Raw genomic sequence first — 15,930 nt, forward strand, 5'->3', positions numbered from 1 at the left:
ACCCTTCTGTGAACTTCCGGGGGCGTGCAGGCCCCCGGAAGTTCGCAATCCCCCGCTTGAGCGGGGGATTCGAGATCACACCGCCGCGACCGTCAGCACGACGCGAGCCCGTTCGTCGCCGGTCAGCCAGCGACGCCGCGCCCGCAGGAACCGGCCGCCCGACCAAACCAGGAACGGCAGGGCGAGGACCGCGGGCGCCCACACCCAGGGCAGGGCCGCCGCACCGGTGAAGAGCATCGCGGTGAGGGTCGTGACCAGCGAGAGCCGGCCGGCGTAGCCCGCCATCGCGGCGTGCGGGGCAGGCGTGGCGCGCGGCGACGAGAGGTCGACGGCGTAGGGCGAGCGGATCGACCACGTCATCGTTATCGCGAGCACCTGCACGACCACGACGAGCCAGCACGCCGCCACCGCGATGCCGGTGACCAGCGGCGGGGGCCCGTTGCGGAGCAGCGCCAGGACGACGGTGACGCCCGAGACGAGCGCCATGCACTCCGCGACGACCTGGGCGCGTACGTCGAACACGTCGCCGGCCGAGACCGGGAGGGTCTCGCGCCACACCATCCCCCGACCGTCGAGGCAGAAGGCGTTCACCCCGAAGAGCAGCGCCGCGCCGCTCGCGGTGAGCCCGGGCAGCAGCATCACCGAGCGCCACTCGAGCCCGGCCACGAGCGCCACCACCCCCGGCCCGAGGCCCAGGACGAGGAGGCCGCGTCGCATGCCGACCGACCGCCATACGGAGCCGCGGTCGAGGCGGCGCAGCAGGGCGCGGTCCGGCGATCCCCGGCGCGGCGTCGGCACGGGACGCGCCTCGTGGACGCCGGACTGCACCCGCAGCTCCTCGCGGGGTGGCAGGCGGAGCGCCCAGGCGGCCGGCCCGGCGCCGGCGACCACCCCGGCAACGGCGACCGCGAGCAGGAGCAGGACGACGACGGGCCACCCGGCGGTCTGCCCCGTCGCGGCGACCCACGTCGTGGGCAGCGACCGCACGAGCGGCAGCAGCACCCCGGCCAGGTGGAGGCCGGCCAGGGCGGCGGCGGCCAGGACGGCGGCGAGCCGGACGACGAGGACGCCGTGCGCGGTTCGGCGTACCCCCTCCACCACCCAGCCGACCACCTGACCCCAGGCGGTGGCCGCGAGCACCCAGGCGAGCACCACGAGCTGCGCGCCCAGCAGGCGCCCGTCCGGCGCGACGAGGGCGGTGACCGCCAGGAGGGCCCAGGCCTGCACCAGCCAGGCGAGGTTGACCGGCGCGAGCAGGAGGGCGCCCAGGTGCTCGGTCACGGGGCTGATCGGGTGGACGGCCGACTCGGTGCGCGACAGCAGCTCCCGTCCGCCGCCGCTCGCCACCGCCGAGCTCACGGCCAGCAGCACGAAGCCGGCGAGCGCGGCACCGAGGTTGTCCTGCAGGGCGCCGAGGGCGCGCTCCAGGGCCGGCTGGTCGACGGATCCGACGTCCACCGCACGGGGCCCGAGCGCGAAGATCGCGGTGAGGCCGAGCACGACCGCGAGGCCGAGGGCGCTCGCGCGGCGGCGTCGTACGGTCCGGGCGCGGAAGGCCACCAGGTGGCCGGTGTCGCGCACCGCGTCCCACCAGGCGCCGGGCCCCGCCTCAGTCGAGGAGCGCACGGTAGGTCTCGCCCGTCAGCTCGGCGGCCTGCATCGCGGCCACCCGGTTGCCGCCGCGCAGCACGACCGCCTCGCCGCAGGCCTCCAGGGCGAGGTCGCGCAGGTGGGTGGAGAGCAGCACGCACGCGCCCCGGGCCCGCGCGTCGGCCACCACCTCGAGGGTCGCCTCGACCCCGATCGGGTCGACGCCGTCGAAGGGCTCGTCGAGCAGCAGCACCGCCGGCTCGTGCAGTGCAGCCAGGACGACGCTGAGCCGGCGGCTCATGCCGTGGCTGAAGCCGCCCACCACGCGGTGCGCGACGTCGCCGAGCCCGAAGCGCTCCAGCAGGTCACGCCCGCGCTGCTCCCAGTCGTCCATCCGGCGCAGCCGGGCGCTCAGCTGGAGGTGCTCCCAGGGGGTGGCGCGCGGCACCAGGCCACCGACGTCCGGGCAGTAGCCGACGGCGCGCTTGACCCCCAGCGCGTCGGTGGCGGCGTCGTGTCCGGCCACGATGACCTCGCCGGCGGTGGGTGGCACCACGCCCGCCAGCACCTTCATGGTCGTCGACTTGCCGGCGCCGTTGCGGCCCAGCAGCGCGGTCGCGCGGCCGCTCGCTGCCGTCAGGTCGACGCCCGACACGGCCTCGACGTCACCGAACCGGACGTGCAGGTCGCGGACGACGACGGCGGGCGCTCGACTCACCCGTCCATCCTCCCCGAGTCGGCGCTTGTGCGCCCCCGAAACGCCTCGAGTCGGCGCTCGGGGACTTCCCAGGGGCGCCGAGTCGGCGCTGGGGCACTCCGTGGAGGAGTCGAGTCGGCGCCGAGGTCCCCGAACGCGGGACCGAAGCGCCGAGTCGGCGGCCGAACGCGGGACCGAAGCGCCGACTCGGCACCCGAACGCGGGACCGAAGCGCCGACTCGGCACCCGAACGCGGGACCGAAGCGCCGACTCGGCTCAGGCGGGGAAGGACCCGCCCGTCGCGGCCAGCTCGCGGAGGTACGCCGTCGGCCGGAAGCGCTCGCCGTAGGCCTCGGCCAGCTCGTCGGCGCGGTCGAGGAACGCCTGCAGCCCCACCGGCCCGACACCCCGGCCCGTCTCGTCGAGCGCCTGCCACCCGGTCATGAACTGCGCGGCGCCACCGGTCATCGCCGGGAAGCCGATGCCCATGATGGAGCCGATGTTGGCCGCGGCGGCCGAGGTCACCACGCCCTCCTCGAAGCACTTCGCGGTCTCGAGCGCCTCGATGAACAGCATCCGGTCGCGGACGTCGCGGATCGGGACCTGCTGCTCGGCCACCGGGAACGTCTCCGCGAGGCCGGGCCACAGCGTCGTGCGCCGCCCGTCCGCGTCGTAGTCGTAGAACCCGGCGCCCCGCAGCCGCGAGGGCCGGCCCAGCGCGATCATCGTGCTGATGACCTCGCCCGCGGGGTCGGGACCGAGGTCGACGCCCTCGCGTGCGGCCGCGTCGGCGGTCGCCTTGCGGATCTTCGCCATCAGCTCCATGTTGAGCTCGTCGCTGATCTGCAGCGGACCGACGGGGAAGCCCGCCGAGGTCGCCGCCCGCTCGAGGGAGACCGGGTGCACGCCCTCGGCGAGCATGGTGAGGCCCTCGTTGATCTGGGTGCCGATGACGCGCGAGGTGTAGAAGCCGCGGGAGTCGTTGACCACGATCGGCGTCTTGCGGATCTGCTGGACGACGTCGTACGCCCTGGCCAGCGCCGCGTCGGACGTCTCGGCACCGCGGATGATCTCGACCAGCGGCATCTTGTCGACGGGGCTGAAGAAGTGCAGGCCGATGAAGTCGGCCGGACGGTCGACACCCGTGGCGAGCTCGGTGATCGGCAGCGTCGAGGTGTTGGAGCACAGCAGCGCGTCGGCGTCGACGTGGGGCGCCACCTCCGCGAACACCTGCGCCTTGAGCGTCGGGTCCTCGAAGACGGCCTCGATGACGAGGTCGCAGCCGGCGAGGTCGGCGGCGTCGGCCGTCGCGGTGATCCGGCCGAGCAGCTCGTCGGCCTTCTCCTGCGTGATCTTGCCGCGCGCGACGCCCTTGGCGTTGAGCTTCTCGGTGTACGCCTTGCCCTTCTCCGCCGCCTCGGTCGAGACGTCCTTGAGCACGACCTGCATGCCGGCGCGGGCGCAGGAGTACGCGATCCCGGCGCCCATCATCCCGGCACCGAGCACGCCGACCTTGGTGGCGGTCCACCTCTCGAAGCCCTGGGGTCGCAGCGAGCCGGAGTTGATCGCCTGCAGGTCGAAGAAGAACGCCTGGATCATGTTCTTGGCCTGCTGGCTGACCACCAGGCTGGTGAAGTAGCGGCTCTCGATGCGCGAGGCGGTGTCGAAGTCGACCTGCGCACCCTCGACGGCAGCGCTCATGATCGCGCGGGGAGCGGCGTAGACCGCACCCTTGGTCTGCTTGCGCAGCAGCGCGGGGAACGCGGGCAGGAACTGCGCGAGCGCGGGCGTCCTCGGCGTGCCGCCCGGCATCTTGTAGCCGGCGCGGTCCCACGGGTTCTTCGCCGCCTCCTCGTCGTCGCGGTGCTCGAGGATCCACGCCCTCGCCGCCGGCAGCAGGTCCTCGCGGGTCGCCACAAGCGCGTCGACAAGGCCCTTGGCGAGCGCGCCCTGCGGGTCGAACTGGGTGCCCGGCATCAGCACGTCCATCAGCGCCGTCTGCAGCCCCAGCATCCGGACTACGCGGGTCACGCCGCCCCCGCCGGGCAGCAGGCCGAGCGTCGACTCCGGCAGGCCGATCCTGACCGACCGGTCGTCGACCGCGATGCGGTGGTTGGCGGCGAGGGCGATCTCGAGGCCGCCGCCGAGCGCAGCGCCGTTGATCGCCGCGACGACCGGACGCGGATAGGTCTCGAGGGCGCGCAGGCTCGCCTTGACGGCCTCGCCCATCGCGAAGATCGCCTCGGCGTCGTCGGGGGTCGCCCTGATCATGCTCTTGAGGTCGCCGCCGGCGAAGAAGGTCTTCTTCGCGCTCGTGACGACCACGCCGGTCACCTCGTCCTGCTCGTCGCGCAGGCGCCGGACGGCCGCCTCCATCGACGACTGGTAGAGCTCGTTCATCGTGTTGGCGCTGGACGTCGGGTCGTCCAGCGTCAGGGTCACGATGCCGTCGGCGTCGCGGTCGTAGCGCACGGCGCCCGGCTCGTCGGTGCCTGCGGTCCCGGTGCCTGCGGCCTCGGTGCCTGCGGTCTCGGTGCGTGCGGTCTCGGTGGTGCTCATGGTGTCCAGTCCTCCTCAGACCAGCTCGACGATCGTGGCGATGCCCATGCCGCCGCCGACGCACAGCGTGGCCAGGCCCCGCTTCTGGTCGCGGCGGGCGAGCTCGTCGATCAGGGTGCCGAGGATCATCGCGCCCGTGGCGCCGAGCGGGTGGCCCATGGCGATGGCGCCGCCGTTGACGTTGGTGACGTCGTGGCCGATGCCCATGTCGCGCATGAAGCGCATGGCGACGGCCGCGAAGGCCTCGTTGATCTCCCACAGGTCGATGTCGTCGACCTCGAGACCGGCGCGGGCGAGCGCCTTGCGGGCGGCCGGGGCGGGCCCGGTCAGCATGATCGTGGGGTCGGCGCCGGACACGGCGGTGGAGACGATGCGGGCGCGAGGCGTGAGGCCGAGCGACGTACCGACCTCCTCCGTGCCGATCGCCACCACGGCGGCACCGTCGACGATGCCGGAGGAGTTGCCCGCGTGGTGGACGTGGTCGATGGCGGGGATCCAGTGGTACTTCTCCAGCGCCACGTCGTCGAACCCGGCGTCGCGGCCGATCTGCGCGAACGACGGCTTGAGGCCGGCGAGTCCCTCGACGGACGTGTCGGGACGGACCGTCTCGTCCCGGTCGAGCACCGTCACGCCGCTGAGGTCCTTGACCGGGACGACGGCGGCGTCGAAGTAGCCGTTCGCCCAGGCCTTGGCCGCGCGGTGGTGGGACTCGGCGGCGTAGGCGTCGACGTCCTCGCGGCTCCAGCCCTCGATCGTGGCGATGAGGTCCGCGCCGATGCCCTGCGGCACGAAGCCCGTCTGCAGCGCGGTGGCCGGGTCCATCGCCCAGGCGCCGCCGTCGCTGCCCATCGGCACCCGGCTCATCGACTCCACGCCGCCGGCGACGACGAGGTCCTCGAAGCCCGAGCGCACCCGCTGGGCGGCCTGGTTGACCGCCTCGAGCCCGGAGGCGCAGAAGCGGTTGAGCTGCACCCCGGCGACGGTCTCGGGATAGCCGGCCTTGAGCGCGGCGGTCTTGGCGATGTCGCCACCCTGGTCGCCGATCGGGGTCACGACGCCCAGCACGACGTCGTCGACGCGGGCCGGGTCGAGGGTGGGGTTGCGGGTGCGCAGCTCGTCGAGGAGCCCGACGACCAGGTCCACCGGCTTCACCTCGTGCAGGGAGCCGACGGCCTTGCCGCGGCCGCGCGGCGTGCGGAGGTGGTCGTAGACGAATGCTTCAGCCATGCGCATGATTGTGACACCATCACTGTCACAGTCCAACAGGTGTGGCGCGGGTCACCACGGCGGGCCGCTCGCGCGCCCCCCACCCGCGACGAGAGGATGGGCGCGTGGAGACGGAGTCGGACGAGGCCGGGCTGCTCACGCTCGACGAGCTGACCGAGCGCACCGGCGTGAGCGCGCGCAACGTGCGCTTCTACACCTCCCGCGGCCTCGTCCCGTCGCCGATCCGCCGCGGCCGGTCGGGCTACTACGGCCCCGACCACGTCGCGCGCCTGGAGCTGGTCCGCGAGCTGCAGGGCCACGGCTTCACGCTGTCGGCCATCGAGAGGTACGTCGAGCAGATCCCCGCCTCGGCCACCCCGTCCGACATCGCGCGGCACCTGTCGCTGCTCGCGCCCGTCACCGCCGACAGGGACGTCGACGTGTCGGGCGACCTGTCGGGGATGGGCATCTCGCCCGAGGCCGCGGAGGCGGTCGCCGAGGTCTACGCCGAGCACGGGCGGCAGGTGGCCCAGGAGCTGTCGGAGATCGTCCGGACCATGGTGTGGCCCCAGTTCCGCGAGGCCGGCTACACCGCCGAGCAGCTGCGGGAGTTCATCCACCGCCTCAAGCCCCTCACCATCGCCGGGCTGGTGACGGCCTACGAGCAGGCGATCGACGAGAGCCAGGCGTCGTACGACGGCCGGCGGGCGCGCTGACCGCCCGTCGGGGTGTTCGGTGGCCGCCCGGCCGCTGGGAGGCTGGGGACGTGCCTGACGACGCGACGCCGCCCGGGATCCGGACGCGATGACCGACGCCACGGTCTACCTCCTCCTCGGACTGTCGCTGCTCCTGGCGACGGTCCTCCCCCACGCGACCCGGCGCATCGCGCTGTCGCCGCCGATGGTGCTGGTGGGCGTCGGCATGGCCTTCGGCATGCTGCCCCTGGTCGACGAGGTGAGCCTCGACCCCGAGGAGCACCGCGACCTCATCACGCACGTCACGGAGTTCACCGTCCTGGTGTCGCTGATGGGCGTGGGACTGGCGATCGACCGCGCCCTCGAGGCGCGCTCGTGGCGGTCGTGGCGGTCGTGGTCGCCGGTGTGGCGGCTGCTCCTGGTGACCATGCCGCTCACCATCGGCGGCGTGCTGCTGCTCGGGTGGTGGGTGGCCGGGCTCGCGCCAGCGGTCGCGCTGCTGCTGGGCGCGGTGCTCGCGCCCACCGACCCGGTGCTGGCCTCCGACGTGCAGGTCGGCGAGCCGATGACCGAGGACGTGGACCGGCCCGAGGGTGAGGACCCCGAGGGGACCGAGGAGGACGACGACATCCGGTTCTCGCTCACCGCCGAGGCGGGACTGAACGACGGCCTGGCCTTCCCCTTCGTGCACCTCGCCCTGCTGCTGCTCGCCGGCGGGTTCGGCCTGGCCGACGCGGCCGAGTGGGTCGGCTGGTACGTCGTGGGCAAGATCGCGGTCGGCGTCGCCGTCGGCGTGGCGATCGGCTGGCTGCTCGGCCGCCAGGCGTTCCACGCGCGCGCCGACACGCTGCGCCTCGCCGAGGTGGGCGAGCCCCTCCTCGCCCTGGCGGCGCTGCTGGCGTCGTACGGCGCCGCCGAGCTGATCGGGGGCTACGGGTTCCTCGCGGTCTTCGTGTGCGCCATGCGGCTGCGCGCCTCGGAGCGCGACCACTCCTACCAGCGCGCCATGCACGGGCTCGTGGAGCGGCTGGAACGGCTGATGACCCTGCTGGTGCTGCTCGTGCTCGGCATGGCGATGACGCAGGGCCTGCTCGACCACCTCGACTGGCGCGGCATCGTCGTGGCGCTGGCCCTGGTCCTGGTCGTGCGACCGGTCGCCGGCTACGTCGCGCTCGCGGTCCTGCCTCGCGGCGAGCAGCACGACGGCGGGCTGGACCGCGGCGAGAAGCTCGCCGTGTCGTTCTTCGGCGTCCGCGGCGTCGGCTCGCTGTTCTACCTGGGCTACGCCACCAGCCACGAGCACGTGCCGGACGAGCCGTGGCTGTGGTCCACCGTCGCGTTCACGATCATCGTCTCGGTGCTGCTGCACGGGGTCACCGCGACGCCCGCCATGGCGCGCATCGACGCCCGCCGCGGTCGCGAGCCGGCGACGGCCTGAGGCGCGGGTGCACAGGGTTCGGGTCGGGCTGGGAGAGTGGACGCCATGGCCACCGTCCTCGTGACCGGCGCGACCGGCTTCATCGGCCGCCGGCTCGTCCCCGCTCTCCTCGACGCCGGGCACGACGTCCGTGCGATGACCCGTCGCCCCGAGTCGTACGACGGTCCGGGCGAGCCCGTCGGCGCCGACGTGATGGACGCCGAGTCGCTGGCGCCCGCGCTGCGGGACGTCGACGTCGCGGTCTACCTGGTCCATTCCCTCGACGACCCCGACTTCGAGCGCAAGGACGCCGAGGCGGCCCGCCACTTCAGCGCCGCGGCCGCCCGGGCCGGCGTGCGGCAGATCGTCTACATGGGCGGCCTCGGCGACGAGGACCACGACCTGTCGGCCCACCTGCGCTCGCGGCGCGAGGTCGAGCGGCTGCTCGGCGGGGACGGGGTGCCGGTCACGGTGCTGCGCGCCGCGATCGTCGTCGGGCACGGAGGGATCTCGTGGGAGATCACCCGCCAGCTGGTGAAGAACCTCCCCGCGATGGTGGTCCCCCGCTGGGTCGGCACGCGGACCCAGCCGATCGCGATCGACGACGTGGTCCGCTACCTCGCCGGGGTCGTCGACCACCCCGACGCGATCGGGCGGGTGTTCGAGGTCGGTGGCTCCGAGCAGCTGACCTACAAGACGATGCTGGAGGTCGCCAACGAGGTCGCCGGCGGCCGGGCGTTCCCGATCGTCGTGGTGCCGATGCTCACCCCCCGGCTCTCGTCGTACTGGCTGGCGCTGGTCACCGACGTGGACGTCACGACCGGTCGCAACCTCATCGACTCGATGTCCACCGAGGTCGTCGTGCGCGACACGTCGATCCGCGAGGTGGTCCCGGGCGAGCCGCTGTCCTACCGCGAGGCCGTGCGTCGGGCGCTGGCCGAGCAGGACGCCGCCGGCTCAGAACAGCAGCGGTAGCAGGAACAGCATCGACAGCGACCAGGTGATGTGGGTGAGGATCGGCGCGAGCACCCCGCCGCTCGCCCGCCGCTCGAGGCCGCAGACGGTGCCGAGCAGGATCGCCGCGAAGGCCAGCATCACGTTGCCGGTGGCGAGCGTGGCCACCACGTAGGCGATGGTGGTCCACAGCACCGGGTGGTGCGGGATCGCGGCGTACATCGCGCCGCGGAAGAACAGCTCCTCGGCGATGCCGTTGACGAAGGTGATGGCCGCCAGCAGGGTGAGCGAGCCCTCGTCGGCGTACTCCAGGACGGAGGCGACGTAGGTGGCCAACGGCTCGATCTCGCGCACCACCAGCGCCCCGAGGACGAAGACGCCGACGATCAGCAGGCCGAGCAGGACGGGCGCGAGGATCGGGCGGATGAAGACCTCACCGTCGCCGGCGATGCGCCCGAGGTGCAGGCGCCCGGACAGGAACGCTCCGGCGGCCCAGACGCCGGCCAGCACCACAGCGGCGACGTAGAAGGTGTTGCCCCCGGGCTCGAGGCGCAGCGACCAGCCGAGGACGGTGGCACCGACGAGGACGACCGCCGCCGCCACCACCTGCCGTCGGCGCAGCGCCTCGGCGGTGTCGCGCTGGTCGCGGGGGACGACGTCCCACAACGACCGCTTGATCCAGGTGCGCATGCGGCCAGCCTAGGAAACGCTCACTCGTCGACCGTGAGGCGGCTCAGCGCGACGACGGCCTGGGCCAGGGCGTCCTCGTCGTCCGGGTCGAGGCCGTCGAGGAGCTCGCGCTGCCGCTGTGCGCCCGTGCCCCCGGCGAGCAGGCGCTCGAGGCCGTGCGACACGTGGTCGTGGTCGCCGGCGTCGCGCAGGGCGTCGCCGACGTGGTCCAGCAGCGCGCCCAGCACGTCGGCGGCCGGGCGCGACGTGCCCGTGGGCGGGTGGACGAGCTCGGCGGTGAGGCCGTGGCGTCCGGCCTTCCACCCGGCCAGCCGGACGAGCGGGGCCGGCACGTCGGGCGCCGGCACCCCCTCGGCCCACTCCCTGGCAGCGGTCTCGACAAGGGCGCGGGCGAGCGCGGCCACCAGCACCGTGTCGCGCACGTCGAGGCACACGTCGGCGGTGCGGATCTCGAGCGTCGGGTGGTGCGCCGAGAGTCGGGCGTCGGTGTAGACCATCCCCTCGTCGAGGGGCACCCCGGTGGCGAGCATCGCGTCGACGTAGCCGCGGTAGGCCTCGAGCGAACCGAGGACCGGCATCGGGCCCGCGCTCGGCCACCGCATCTGCATCTGCCAGCGGTAGCTCTCGTAGGCGGTGTCGACGGACTGCGACCACGGCGAGTTGGCGCTCACGGCGAGCAGGAGCGGCAGCCAGGTCCGGATCCGGTCGAGGACGCCGACGCCCTCCTCGGGCCCCGACACGTCGACGTGCACGTGGCAGCCGCACACCAGCTGCTCGGCGATCATCAGCCCGTAGCGCTGGGCCATCGCGTCGTAGCGCGGACTGCGCTCCATCTTGGTGTCACCGGCGAGGGGCGAGGTGCCCGAGGCCAGGACCCGGGCGCCGACCTGCAACGCGGCCGTGCGCACCCGCTCCCGCCAGGCACGCAAGGCGTGGTCGAGGGCCGGGAGGGACTCGAGCGGGGGTGTGTCGGTCTCCACCTGGGTCTGATGGAGCTCGTGCCCGAGCGAACCCCCGTGCTCGTCGCTCGGCGCCGGGTTGCGCGCGTCACGTGCCGCTGCCGCCCGGATCACCTCGGCGGCGACGTTGCGCGGTCGGCCCGAACGCGCGTCGACCAGCAGCAGCTCCTCCTCCACGCCCATCGATCGCATGGCACGATCCAAGCAGTGGCAGCGGGGCGCCGCTCCATCCCTTCGGACCTCCGGCAGGTCAGCCCGCCGCGAGCAGCCGGCGCACGCGCGGGATCACTTCCTCGCCGTACAGCCGGATCGACTCCATCCGCTGCTCGTGGGGCAGCGAGCCGACGGAGTACTTCAGCTGGAACCGCGAGAGGCCGAGCGTCTGCACGGCCCAGGCGATCTTCCGGGCCACGGTGTCCGGCGAGCCGACGAACAGCGCCCCCTGTGGCGAGGCCCCCTGCTCGAACGCGATCCGGCTGTAGGGGCCCCACCCGCGCTCGCGTCCGATGCGGGTGACGAGCTCGGCCTGGTGGGGGTAGAGCTGCTCGCGCGCCAGCTCGTCGGTCGCCGCGACGTGGCCGGGCGAGTGCATGCCGATCGGCAGGTCGGGGCGCCCGTACTCCACCAGGGAGCGCCGGTAGAGGTCTGCGAGCGGCACGAACTGGGCGGGTGAGCCGCCGATGACGGCGAGCATCAGCGGCAGGCCGTGGTGGGCGGCGCGCACGACCGACTGCGGCGTGCCCCCGACGCCGATCCACGCCGGCAGCATGCCCGCGGCCGTCGTCGGGTAGACCCGCTGGTCGACCAGCGGCGGGCGGACCGTGCCCTCCCACGTCACGGGCTGCTCGGACTGCAGCGCGACGAAGAGGTCGAGCTTCTCGGCGAAGAGCCGGTCGTAGTCGGACAGCTCGAGGCCGAAGAGGCCGAAGGACTCGACGAAGGAGCCGCGACCCAGCTGCACCTCGGCGCGGCCACCCGAGACCGCGTCGAGGGTGGCGAAGCGCTGGTAGACCCGGATGGGGTCATCGGAGGACAGCACGGTGACGCCGGTGCCGAGCCGGATCCGCTCGGTCTGCCCGGCGATCGCGGCGAGGACGACGTCGGGCGCCGAGATCGCGTAGTCGGGACGGTGGTGCTCGCCCAGGCCGACGTAGTCGACGCCGACCCGGTCGGCCAGCGCTGCCTCGGCGACGACCTCCCGGATGGCCGCGGGGTGGTTGTCCGGTGCGCCGTCGAGCGGCGCGTCGCCGAAGGTGTCCAGGCCCAAGGTAGGGTGCTCGCGGGTGCCGAGCACCGCGTAGTCGAAGCTCGTGTCCGGATCAGCCATCACGCTCGTCCTCCGCCTTCGTCGGTCGGAGGATGAACGCCGGCGCCCGCGCACGGATTCCCGTGCAGCCTCGCCAGGGATCCCCGGGCCGGCCGGGGATCCCTCACGGGCCGGTTCAGCGGCCGCGGCTGAACGACGTGGCGCTGTGCCCGCCGGAGCTGCGCTGGCCCTGTCCGGACGCGTTGGCCGGACCGCCCTGGCCGCCGCGACGGCGGCGGCTGCCACCGCCGCCCTGGCCGTTCTGGCCGCCCTGGCCGCCCTGGCCGCCGCCGGAGCGACGGCGCTGGCCGCCGGTGGAGCCGCCGGCGCTGGGGCCGCTGCCGGCGGAGCCGCCGGTCGGGTTGCCGCGTCGCGACTGGCCGTTGGTCTGGCCGGCGCTGCGGGCCCGCTTGCGCTGGGCGTTGGCGCCGGTGGAGCGGCCGCCGCCGGTGGACGACGGCACGTCGACGACGAGGCCACCGGGGACGAGCGTGCGCTCGCCCGGGGCGAGCTGGACGAGCACCGGGTGGCCGGGGCCGTCGACCTTCGTCGTGACCGGCTTGATGCCCGCCTGGCGGGTCAGGTCGCGCACGTCGCGCACCTGCTCGTCGGTCATGAGCGTGATGACGGTGCCCTCGTTGCCCGCGCGCGCCGTACGGCCGGAGCGGTGCAGGTAGGCCTTGTGCTCGACCGGCGGGTCGGCGTGCACGACCAAGGCGACGTCGTCGACGTGGATGCCGCGGGCGGCGATGTCGGTGGCGACCAGCGTCGTGGCGGTGCCCGAGTGGAACGCCTCCATGTTGCGGGTGCGCGCGTTCTGCGACAGGTTGCCGTGCAGCTCGACGCTCGGCACGCCCGACTTGTTGAGCTGGCGGGCCAGCGCCTTGGCGCCGTACTTGGTGCGGGTGAAGACGACCGTGCGGCCCGGCGCGCTGGTGAGGTCGACCAGCACCGGGACCCGCTGCTCGCGCGCGAGGTGCAGCACGTGGTGCGACATGGTCGCGACCGGCGACTGCGCCGAGTCGGCCTCGTGGGTGACCGGGTCGGTCAGGAACCGCTTGACCAGGACGTCGATCGCCTTGTCGAGCGTCGCCGAGAACAGCAGGCGCTGGCCCGACCGCGGGGTCTTGTCCATGATGCGGCGCACGCCGGGCAGGAACCCGAGGTCGGCCATGTGGTCGGCCTCGTCGAGCACGGTGATCTCGACGGCGGACAGGTCGGCGTGGCCCTGGCCCATGAGGTCCTCGAGGCGCCCCGGGCAGGCGATGACGATGTCGACGCCCTTCCTCAGCGCGGTGACCTGCGGGTTCTGGCCGACGCCGCCGTAGACGACGACGGTCGACAGGCCGGCGGCCTTGGCGAGCGGTGCGAGCGAGGCGTGGATCTGGCCCACGAGCTCGCGCGTCGGCGCGAGAACGAGGGCGCGGGGCTTGCGCGGCATGGCCGGCAACTTGGACGCGTCGAGGCGGGCGACCAGCGGCAGGAGGAAGCCGTACGTCTTGCCCGAGCCGGTGCGGCCGCGGCCGAGCACGTCACGGCCGGCGAGGCTGTCGGGCAGCGTCGCGGCCTGGATGGGGGTGGGAGTGGTGATGCCCTGCTGCTCGAGGATCTGGACGAGCGAGGACGGCACGCCGAGGTCGGCGAAGGTCATGTGTTGTGCTTTCGGTTGGCGTCTCGCCACCGTGAGCCGCGAGCCATCGCGGCGTACGTGCCTCAGAGTGAGGGAGGGTGTCGCGCTCGCGACACCTGCGCCCGGGGCAAGACCGGCCGGGCGGCTGTGGTGGGAACGCTAGTGGGACCGGGGGTGTTCCCGTGAATCGGTGGCGGTGTGATGCGCGCCCGGCAGGCAGCTCGCGGTCCGTCTCGCCGCTCGCGCGCTCGAGGACGGGGCCGGACCGGCGAGCTGCCATCGAGGTGCACGTCAGGCGCAGCACACAGCGGGCTCGGCCGGCTCGGCCGGCGTGTCGTCGGTGACCGTGTAGACCTCCCACCGCTCGCCGTCGGGCGCGCCACCCACCCAGAACTTCTCCTGCCGGGCATGGCAGCAGACGGTGTCGCGCTCCTCGCTCGTCGCCAGGCCCGCCCCGGCCAGCCGGGCCTGCTCGGCGTCGACGGTGGCGACGTCCCCGACCTCGATGCCGAGGTGGTTGATGCCGCCGCCGCGGCCGGGGCTCTCGACCAGCACCAGCTTGAGCGGGGGCTCGGCGACGGCGAAGTTGGCGTAGCCCGGACGGACCTTGTGGGGCGCCGTGCCGAGCAGCGCGGAGTAGAAGGCGATGGACGCGTCGAGGTCGTCGACGTCGAGGGCGAGCTGCAGTCGGGACATCAGGTGCTCCTGTCATATAGATGGATATCGATGTTGTGGCAGCAGGTTGCACCCTCATATCGACATCTGTCAATATCGACCCATGTCGAAGTCCCAGCTGACCCTCACGCCGGTCGAGACCGTCGCGTGCTGCTCGCCGCTCGTGCGCGAGCCGCTCTCCGCCGAGCGGGCCGAGCGGGTCACGCCGCTGCTCAAGGCCCTGGCCGACCCCGTCCGGCTGCGCCTGGTCTCCATCGTCGCGGCGAGCGAGGGCGGCGAGGCGTGCGTGTGCGACCTCAACGACGCCTTCGACCTGTCGCAGCCGACGATCAGCCACCACCTCAAGGTGCTCCACGACGCCGGCCTGCTCGACCGGACCAAGCGCGGCGTGTGGGTCTACTACGCCGTACGCCGCGACGTGCTGGCCGACGTCGCCGCCCTCATCGGCGGGGGCGCGTGAGCCCGTCGCTGGCCGCGCGGGCCACGGCGGAGCTGGTCGGCACGGCGCTGCTCGTCGCCACCGTCGTCGGCTCGGGCGTGATGGCGACGCGGCTCACGCACGACGTCGCCGTGCAGCTGCTCGCCAACTCGCTGGCGACCGGCGCGGTCCTCGTCGCCCTCATCGTGTCCCTCCAGCCGGTCTCGGCCGCGTTCAACCCCGTCGTCACGCTCGCCGAGGTCGTCCTGCGGGTGCTGGCGCCGCGCGCGGCCGTGGCGCTCGTCGTCGCGCAGCTCCTCGGCGGGGCGATCGGCGCCGTGCTCGCCAACGTCATGTTCGACCTCGACGCGGTCAGCATCGCGACCCGCGACCGCACCGGCGCAGGCGTCTGGACCGGCGAGGTCGTCGCGACCCTCGGACTGCTGCTGGTCGTGCTCGGCTGCGCTCGCGCGAGGCGTCCGGACGCGATCCCGTGGGCCGTGGCCGGTTGGATCGTCGCCGCCTACTGGGCCACCTCCTCCACCAGCTTCGCCAATCCGGCCGTGACCGTCGCCCGCACCCTGTCCGACTCCTTCGCAGGGATCAGCCCCGCGTCCGTGCCGATGTTCGTGCTGATGCAGCTGCTGGGCGGCGCCGTCGCCTTGGGCGTTATGCGGCTGCTGCACCCGAGCCCCCCGAGCCCCCTGGAGGCCACCGATGGCTGAGACCACCGTCCTGTTCGTGTGCGTGCACAACGCCGGCCGCTCCCAGATGGCCGCCGGCTGGCTGCGCCACCTCGCCGGCGACCGCGTCCGGGTGCTGTCCGCAGGCTCCGCACCGGCCGACGGCGTCAACCCCGTCGCGGTCGCGGCGATGGCCGAGGTCGGCATCGACATCGCGGGGCGGCAGCCCGAGCTGCTCAGCGACGCGGCCGTGCAGGAGTCCGACGTCGTGATCACGATGGGTTGCGGCGACGCCTGCCCCTTCCACCCGGGCAAGCGCTACGAGGACTGGGCGCTCGACGACCCCGCCGGCCAGGGCATCGAGACCGTCCGGCCGATCCGCGACGAGATCCGGCGGCGGGTCGAGGAGCTCATCGCCTCGCTGGACTGACGGCGCTCAGGCGCTCTGCCG

15 protein-coding genes are annotated in these 15,930 nt (G+C 73.6%); 6 read left to right on the forward strand and 9 right to left on the reverse strand.

Going from position 1 to position 15,930, the window contains the following annotated elements:
* Positions 1-75: 75 nt before the first annotated feature.
* From J3P32_RS07690 to J3P32_RS07705, 4 genes are all read right to left on the reverse strand, one after another.
* On the reverse strand, positions 76-1,626 hold the full coding sequence (locus J3P32_RS07690) for a hypothetical protein (RefSeq protein WP_210439226.1): 1,551 nt from the start codon (positions 1,624-1,626) through the stop codon (positions 76-78).
* A complete protein-coding gene (locus J3P32_RS07695; protein WP_210439227.1) occupies positions 1,610-2,308 on the reverse strand; it encodes an ABC transporter ATP-binding protein in 699 nt (232 codons plus the stop codon). The genes J3P32_RS07690 and J3P32_RS07695 overlap by 17 nt, the downstream gene beginning before the upstream one ends.
* Positions 2,309-2,563: 255 nt before the next feature.
* Positions 2,564-4,846 carry a 3-hydroxyacyl-CoA dehydrogenase NAD-binding domain-containing protein gene (locus tag J3P32_RS07700; RefSeq protein ID WP_210439228.1) on the reverse strand — a complete coding sequence of 761 codons (2,283 nt, stop codon included), beginning with the start codon at positions 4,844-4,846 and terminating at the stop codon, positions 2,564-2,566.
* A gap of 15 nt (positions 4,847-4,861) precedes the next feature.
* Entirely contained in the window at positions 4,862-6,073 is a 1,212-nt protein-coding gene (locus tag J3P32_RS07705; protein ID WP_210439229.1) for an acetyl-CoA C-acetyltransferase, read from the reverse strand.
* 104 nt (positions 6,074-6,177) lie between these two features.
* On the opposite strand from J3P32_RS07705, the gene J3P32_RS07710 reads away from it, so the two are divergent.
* From J3P32_RS07710 to J3P32_RS07720, 3 genes are all read left to right on the forward strand, one after another.
* Positions 6,178-6,768: a helix-turn-helix domain-containing protein gene (locus J3P32_RS07710; RefSeq protein WP_210439230.1), complete on the forward strand. Its 591-nt coding sequence runs from the start codon at positions 6,178-6,180 to the stop codon at positions 6,766-6,768.
* Positions 6,769-6,856: 88 nt separating this feature from the next.
* Positions 6,857-8,185: a cation:proton antiporter gene (locus tag J3P32_RS07715; RefSeq protein ID WP_210439231.1), complete on the forward strand. Its 1,329-nt coding sequence runs from the start codon at positions 6,857-6,859 to the stop codon at positions 8,183-8,185.
* A 45-nt stretch (positions 8,186-8,230) separates the two neighbouring features.
* Positions 8,231-9,139, forward strand: coding sequence for an NAD(P)H-binding protein (locus J3P32_RS07720; RefSeq protein ID WP_210439232.1), 909 nt, complete (start codon positions 8,231-8,233; stop codon positions 9,137-9,139).
* On the opposite strand, the gene J3P32_RS07725 is transcribed toward J3P32_RS07720, so the two are convergent.
* The 5 genes from J3P32_RS07725 to J3P32_RS07745 all read right to left on the reverse strand — a co-directional run bounded on the left by J3P32_RS07725 (position 9,122) and on the right by J3P32_RS07745 (position 14,399).
* A complete protein-coding gene (locus J3P32_RS07725) occupies positions 9,122-9,808 on the reverse strand; it encodes a CPBP family intramembrane glutamic endopeptidase (protein WP_210439233.1) in 687 nt (228 codons plus the stop codon). The two genes, J3P32_RS07720 and J3P32_RS07725, sit on opposite strands and share 18 nt — an antisense overlap.
* Before the next feature lie 20 nt (positions 9,809-9,828).
* On the reverse strand, positions 9,829-10,959 hold the full coding sequence (locus J3P32_RS07730; RefSeq protein ID WP_210439234.1) for a glutamate--cysteine ligase: 1,131 nt from the start codon (positions 10,957-10,959) through the stop codon (positions 9,829-9,831).
* Positions 10,960-11,017: 58 nt separating this feature from the next.
* The gene (locus J3P32_RS07735; RefSeq protein WP_210439235.1) at positions 11,018-12,094 is read right to left on the reverse strand and encodes an LLM class flavin-dependent oxidoreductase; all 1,077 of its coding nucleotides are present in this window, start codon (positions 12,092-12,094) and stop codon (positions 11,018-11,020) included.
* Positions 12,095-12,209: 115 nt separating this feature from the next.
* Positions 12,210-13,724, reverse strand: a complete 1,515-nt coding sequence (locus J3P32_RS07740; RefSeq protein ID WP_210439236.1) for a DEAD/DEAH box helicase — start codon at positions 13,722-13,724, stop codon at positions 12,210-12,212.
* Between the two features lie 270 nt (positions 13,725-13,994).
* Positions 13,995-14,399: an ArsI/CadI family heavy metal resistance metalloenzyme gene (locus tag J3P32_RS07745; RefSeq protein ID WP_210439237.1), complete on the reverse strand. Its 405-nt coding sequence runs from the start codon at positions 14,397-14,399 to the stop codon at positions 13,995-13,997.
* A gap of 82 nt (positions 14,400-14,481) precedes the next feature.
* Between J3P32_RS07745 and J3P32_RS07750 the strand changes: the two genes are divergently transcribed.
* The 3 genes from J3P32_RS07750 to J3P32_RS07760 are packed head-to-tail and all read left to right on the forward strand — an operon-like array spanning position 14,482 to position 15,909.
* Positions 14,482-14,838: an ArsR/SmtB family transcription factor gene (locus tag J3P32_RS07750; protein WP_210439238.1), complete on the forward strand. Its 357-nt coding sequence runs from the start codon at positions 14,482-14,484 to the stop codon at positions 14,836-14,838.
* On the forward strand, positions 14,835-15,521 hold the full coding sequence (locus J3P32_RS07755; RefSeq protein WP_307861619.1) for an aquaporin: 687 nt from the start codon (positions 14,835-14,837) through the stop codon (positions 15,519-15,521). The genes J3P32_RS07750 and J3P32_RS07755 overlap by 4 nt, the downstream gene beginning before the upstream one ends.
* Positions 15,514-15,909 carry an arsenate reductase ArsC gene (locus J3P32_RS07760; protein WP_210439239.1) on the forward strand — a complete coding sequence of 132 codons (396 nt, stop codon included), beginning with the start codon at positions 15,514-15,516 and terminating at the stop codon, positions 15,907-15,909. Before J3P32_RS07755 ends, J3P32_RS07760 begins: the two co-directional genes overlap by 8 nt.
* Positions 15,910-15,930: the final 21 nt, after the last annotated feature.

This window comes from Nocardioides xinjiangensis, from assembly GCF_017916385.1.
Taxonomy (GTDB): domain Bacteria; phylum Actinomycetota; class Actinomycetes; order Propionibacteriales; family Nocardioidaceae; genus Nocardioides; species Nocardioides xinjiangensis.

Excerpts from the sequence above, each read along its gene's own strand:
- J3P32_RS07735 (WP_210439235.1), bottom strand. The coding sequence starts at position 12,094 with ATGGCTGATCCGGACACGAGCTTCGACTACGCGGTGCTCGGCACCCGC.
- J3P32_RS07760 (WP_210439239.1), top strand. The coding sequence starts at position 15,514 with ATGGCTGAGACCACCGTCCTGTTCGTGTGCGTGCACAACGCCGGCCGC.
- J3P32_RS07720 (WP_210439232.1), top strand. The coding sequence starts at position 8,231 with ATGGCCACCGTCCTCGTGACCGGCGCGACCGGCTTCATCGGCCGCCGG.
- J3P32_RS07700 (WP_210439228.1), bottom strand. The coding sequence starts at position 4,846 with ATGAGCACCACCGAGACCGCACGCACCGAGACCGCAGGCACCGAGGCC.
- J3P32_RS07745 (WP_210439237.1), bottom strand. The coding sequence starts at position 14,399 with ATGTCCCGACTGCAGCTCGCCCTCGACGTCGACGACCTCGACGCGTCC.
- J3P32_RS07705 (WP_210439229.1), bottom strand. The coding sequence starts at position 6,073 with ATGGCTGAAGCATTCGTCTACGACCACCTCCGCACGCCGCGCGGCCGC.
- J3P32_RS07730 (WP_210439234.1), bottom strand. The coding sequence starts at position 10,959 with ATGCGATCGATGGGCGTGGAGGAGGAGCTGCTGCTGGTCGACGCGCGT.
- J3P32_RS07725 (WP_210439233.1), bottom strand. The coding sequence starts at position 9,808 with ATGCGCACCTGGATCAAGCGGTCGTTGTGGGACGTCGTCCCCCGCGAC.
- J3P32_RS07715 (WP_210439231.1), top strand. The coding sequence starts at position 6,857 with ATGACCGACGCCACGGTCTACCTCCTCCTCGGACTGTCGCTGCTCCTG.
- J3P32_RS07740 (WP_210439236.1), bottom strand. The coding sequence starts at position 13,724 with ATGACCTTCGCCGACCTCGGCGTGCCGTCCTCGCTCGTCCAGATCCTC.
- J3P32_RS07750 (WP_210439238.1), top strand. The coding sequence starts at position 14,482 with ATGTCGAAGTCCCAGCTGACCCTCACGCCGGTCGAGACCGTCGCGTGC.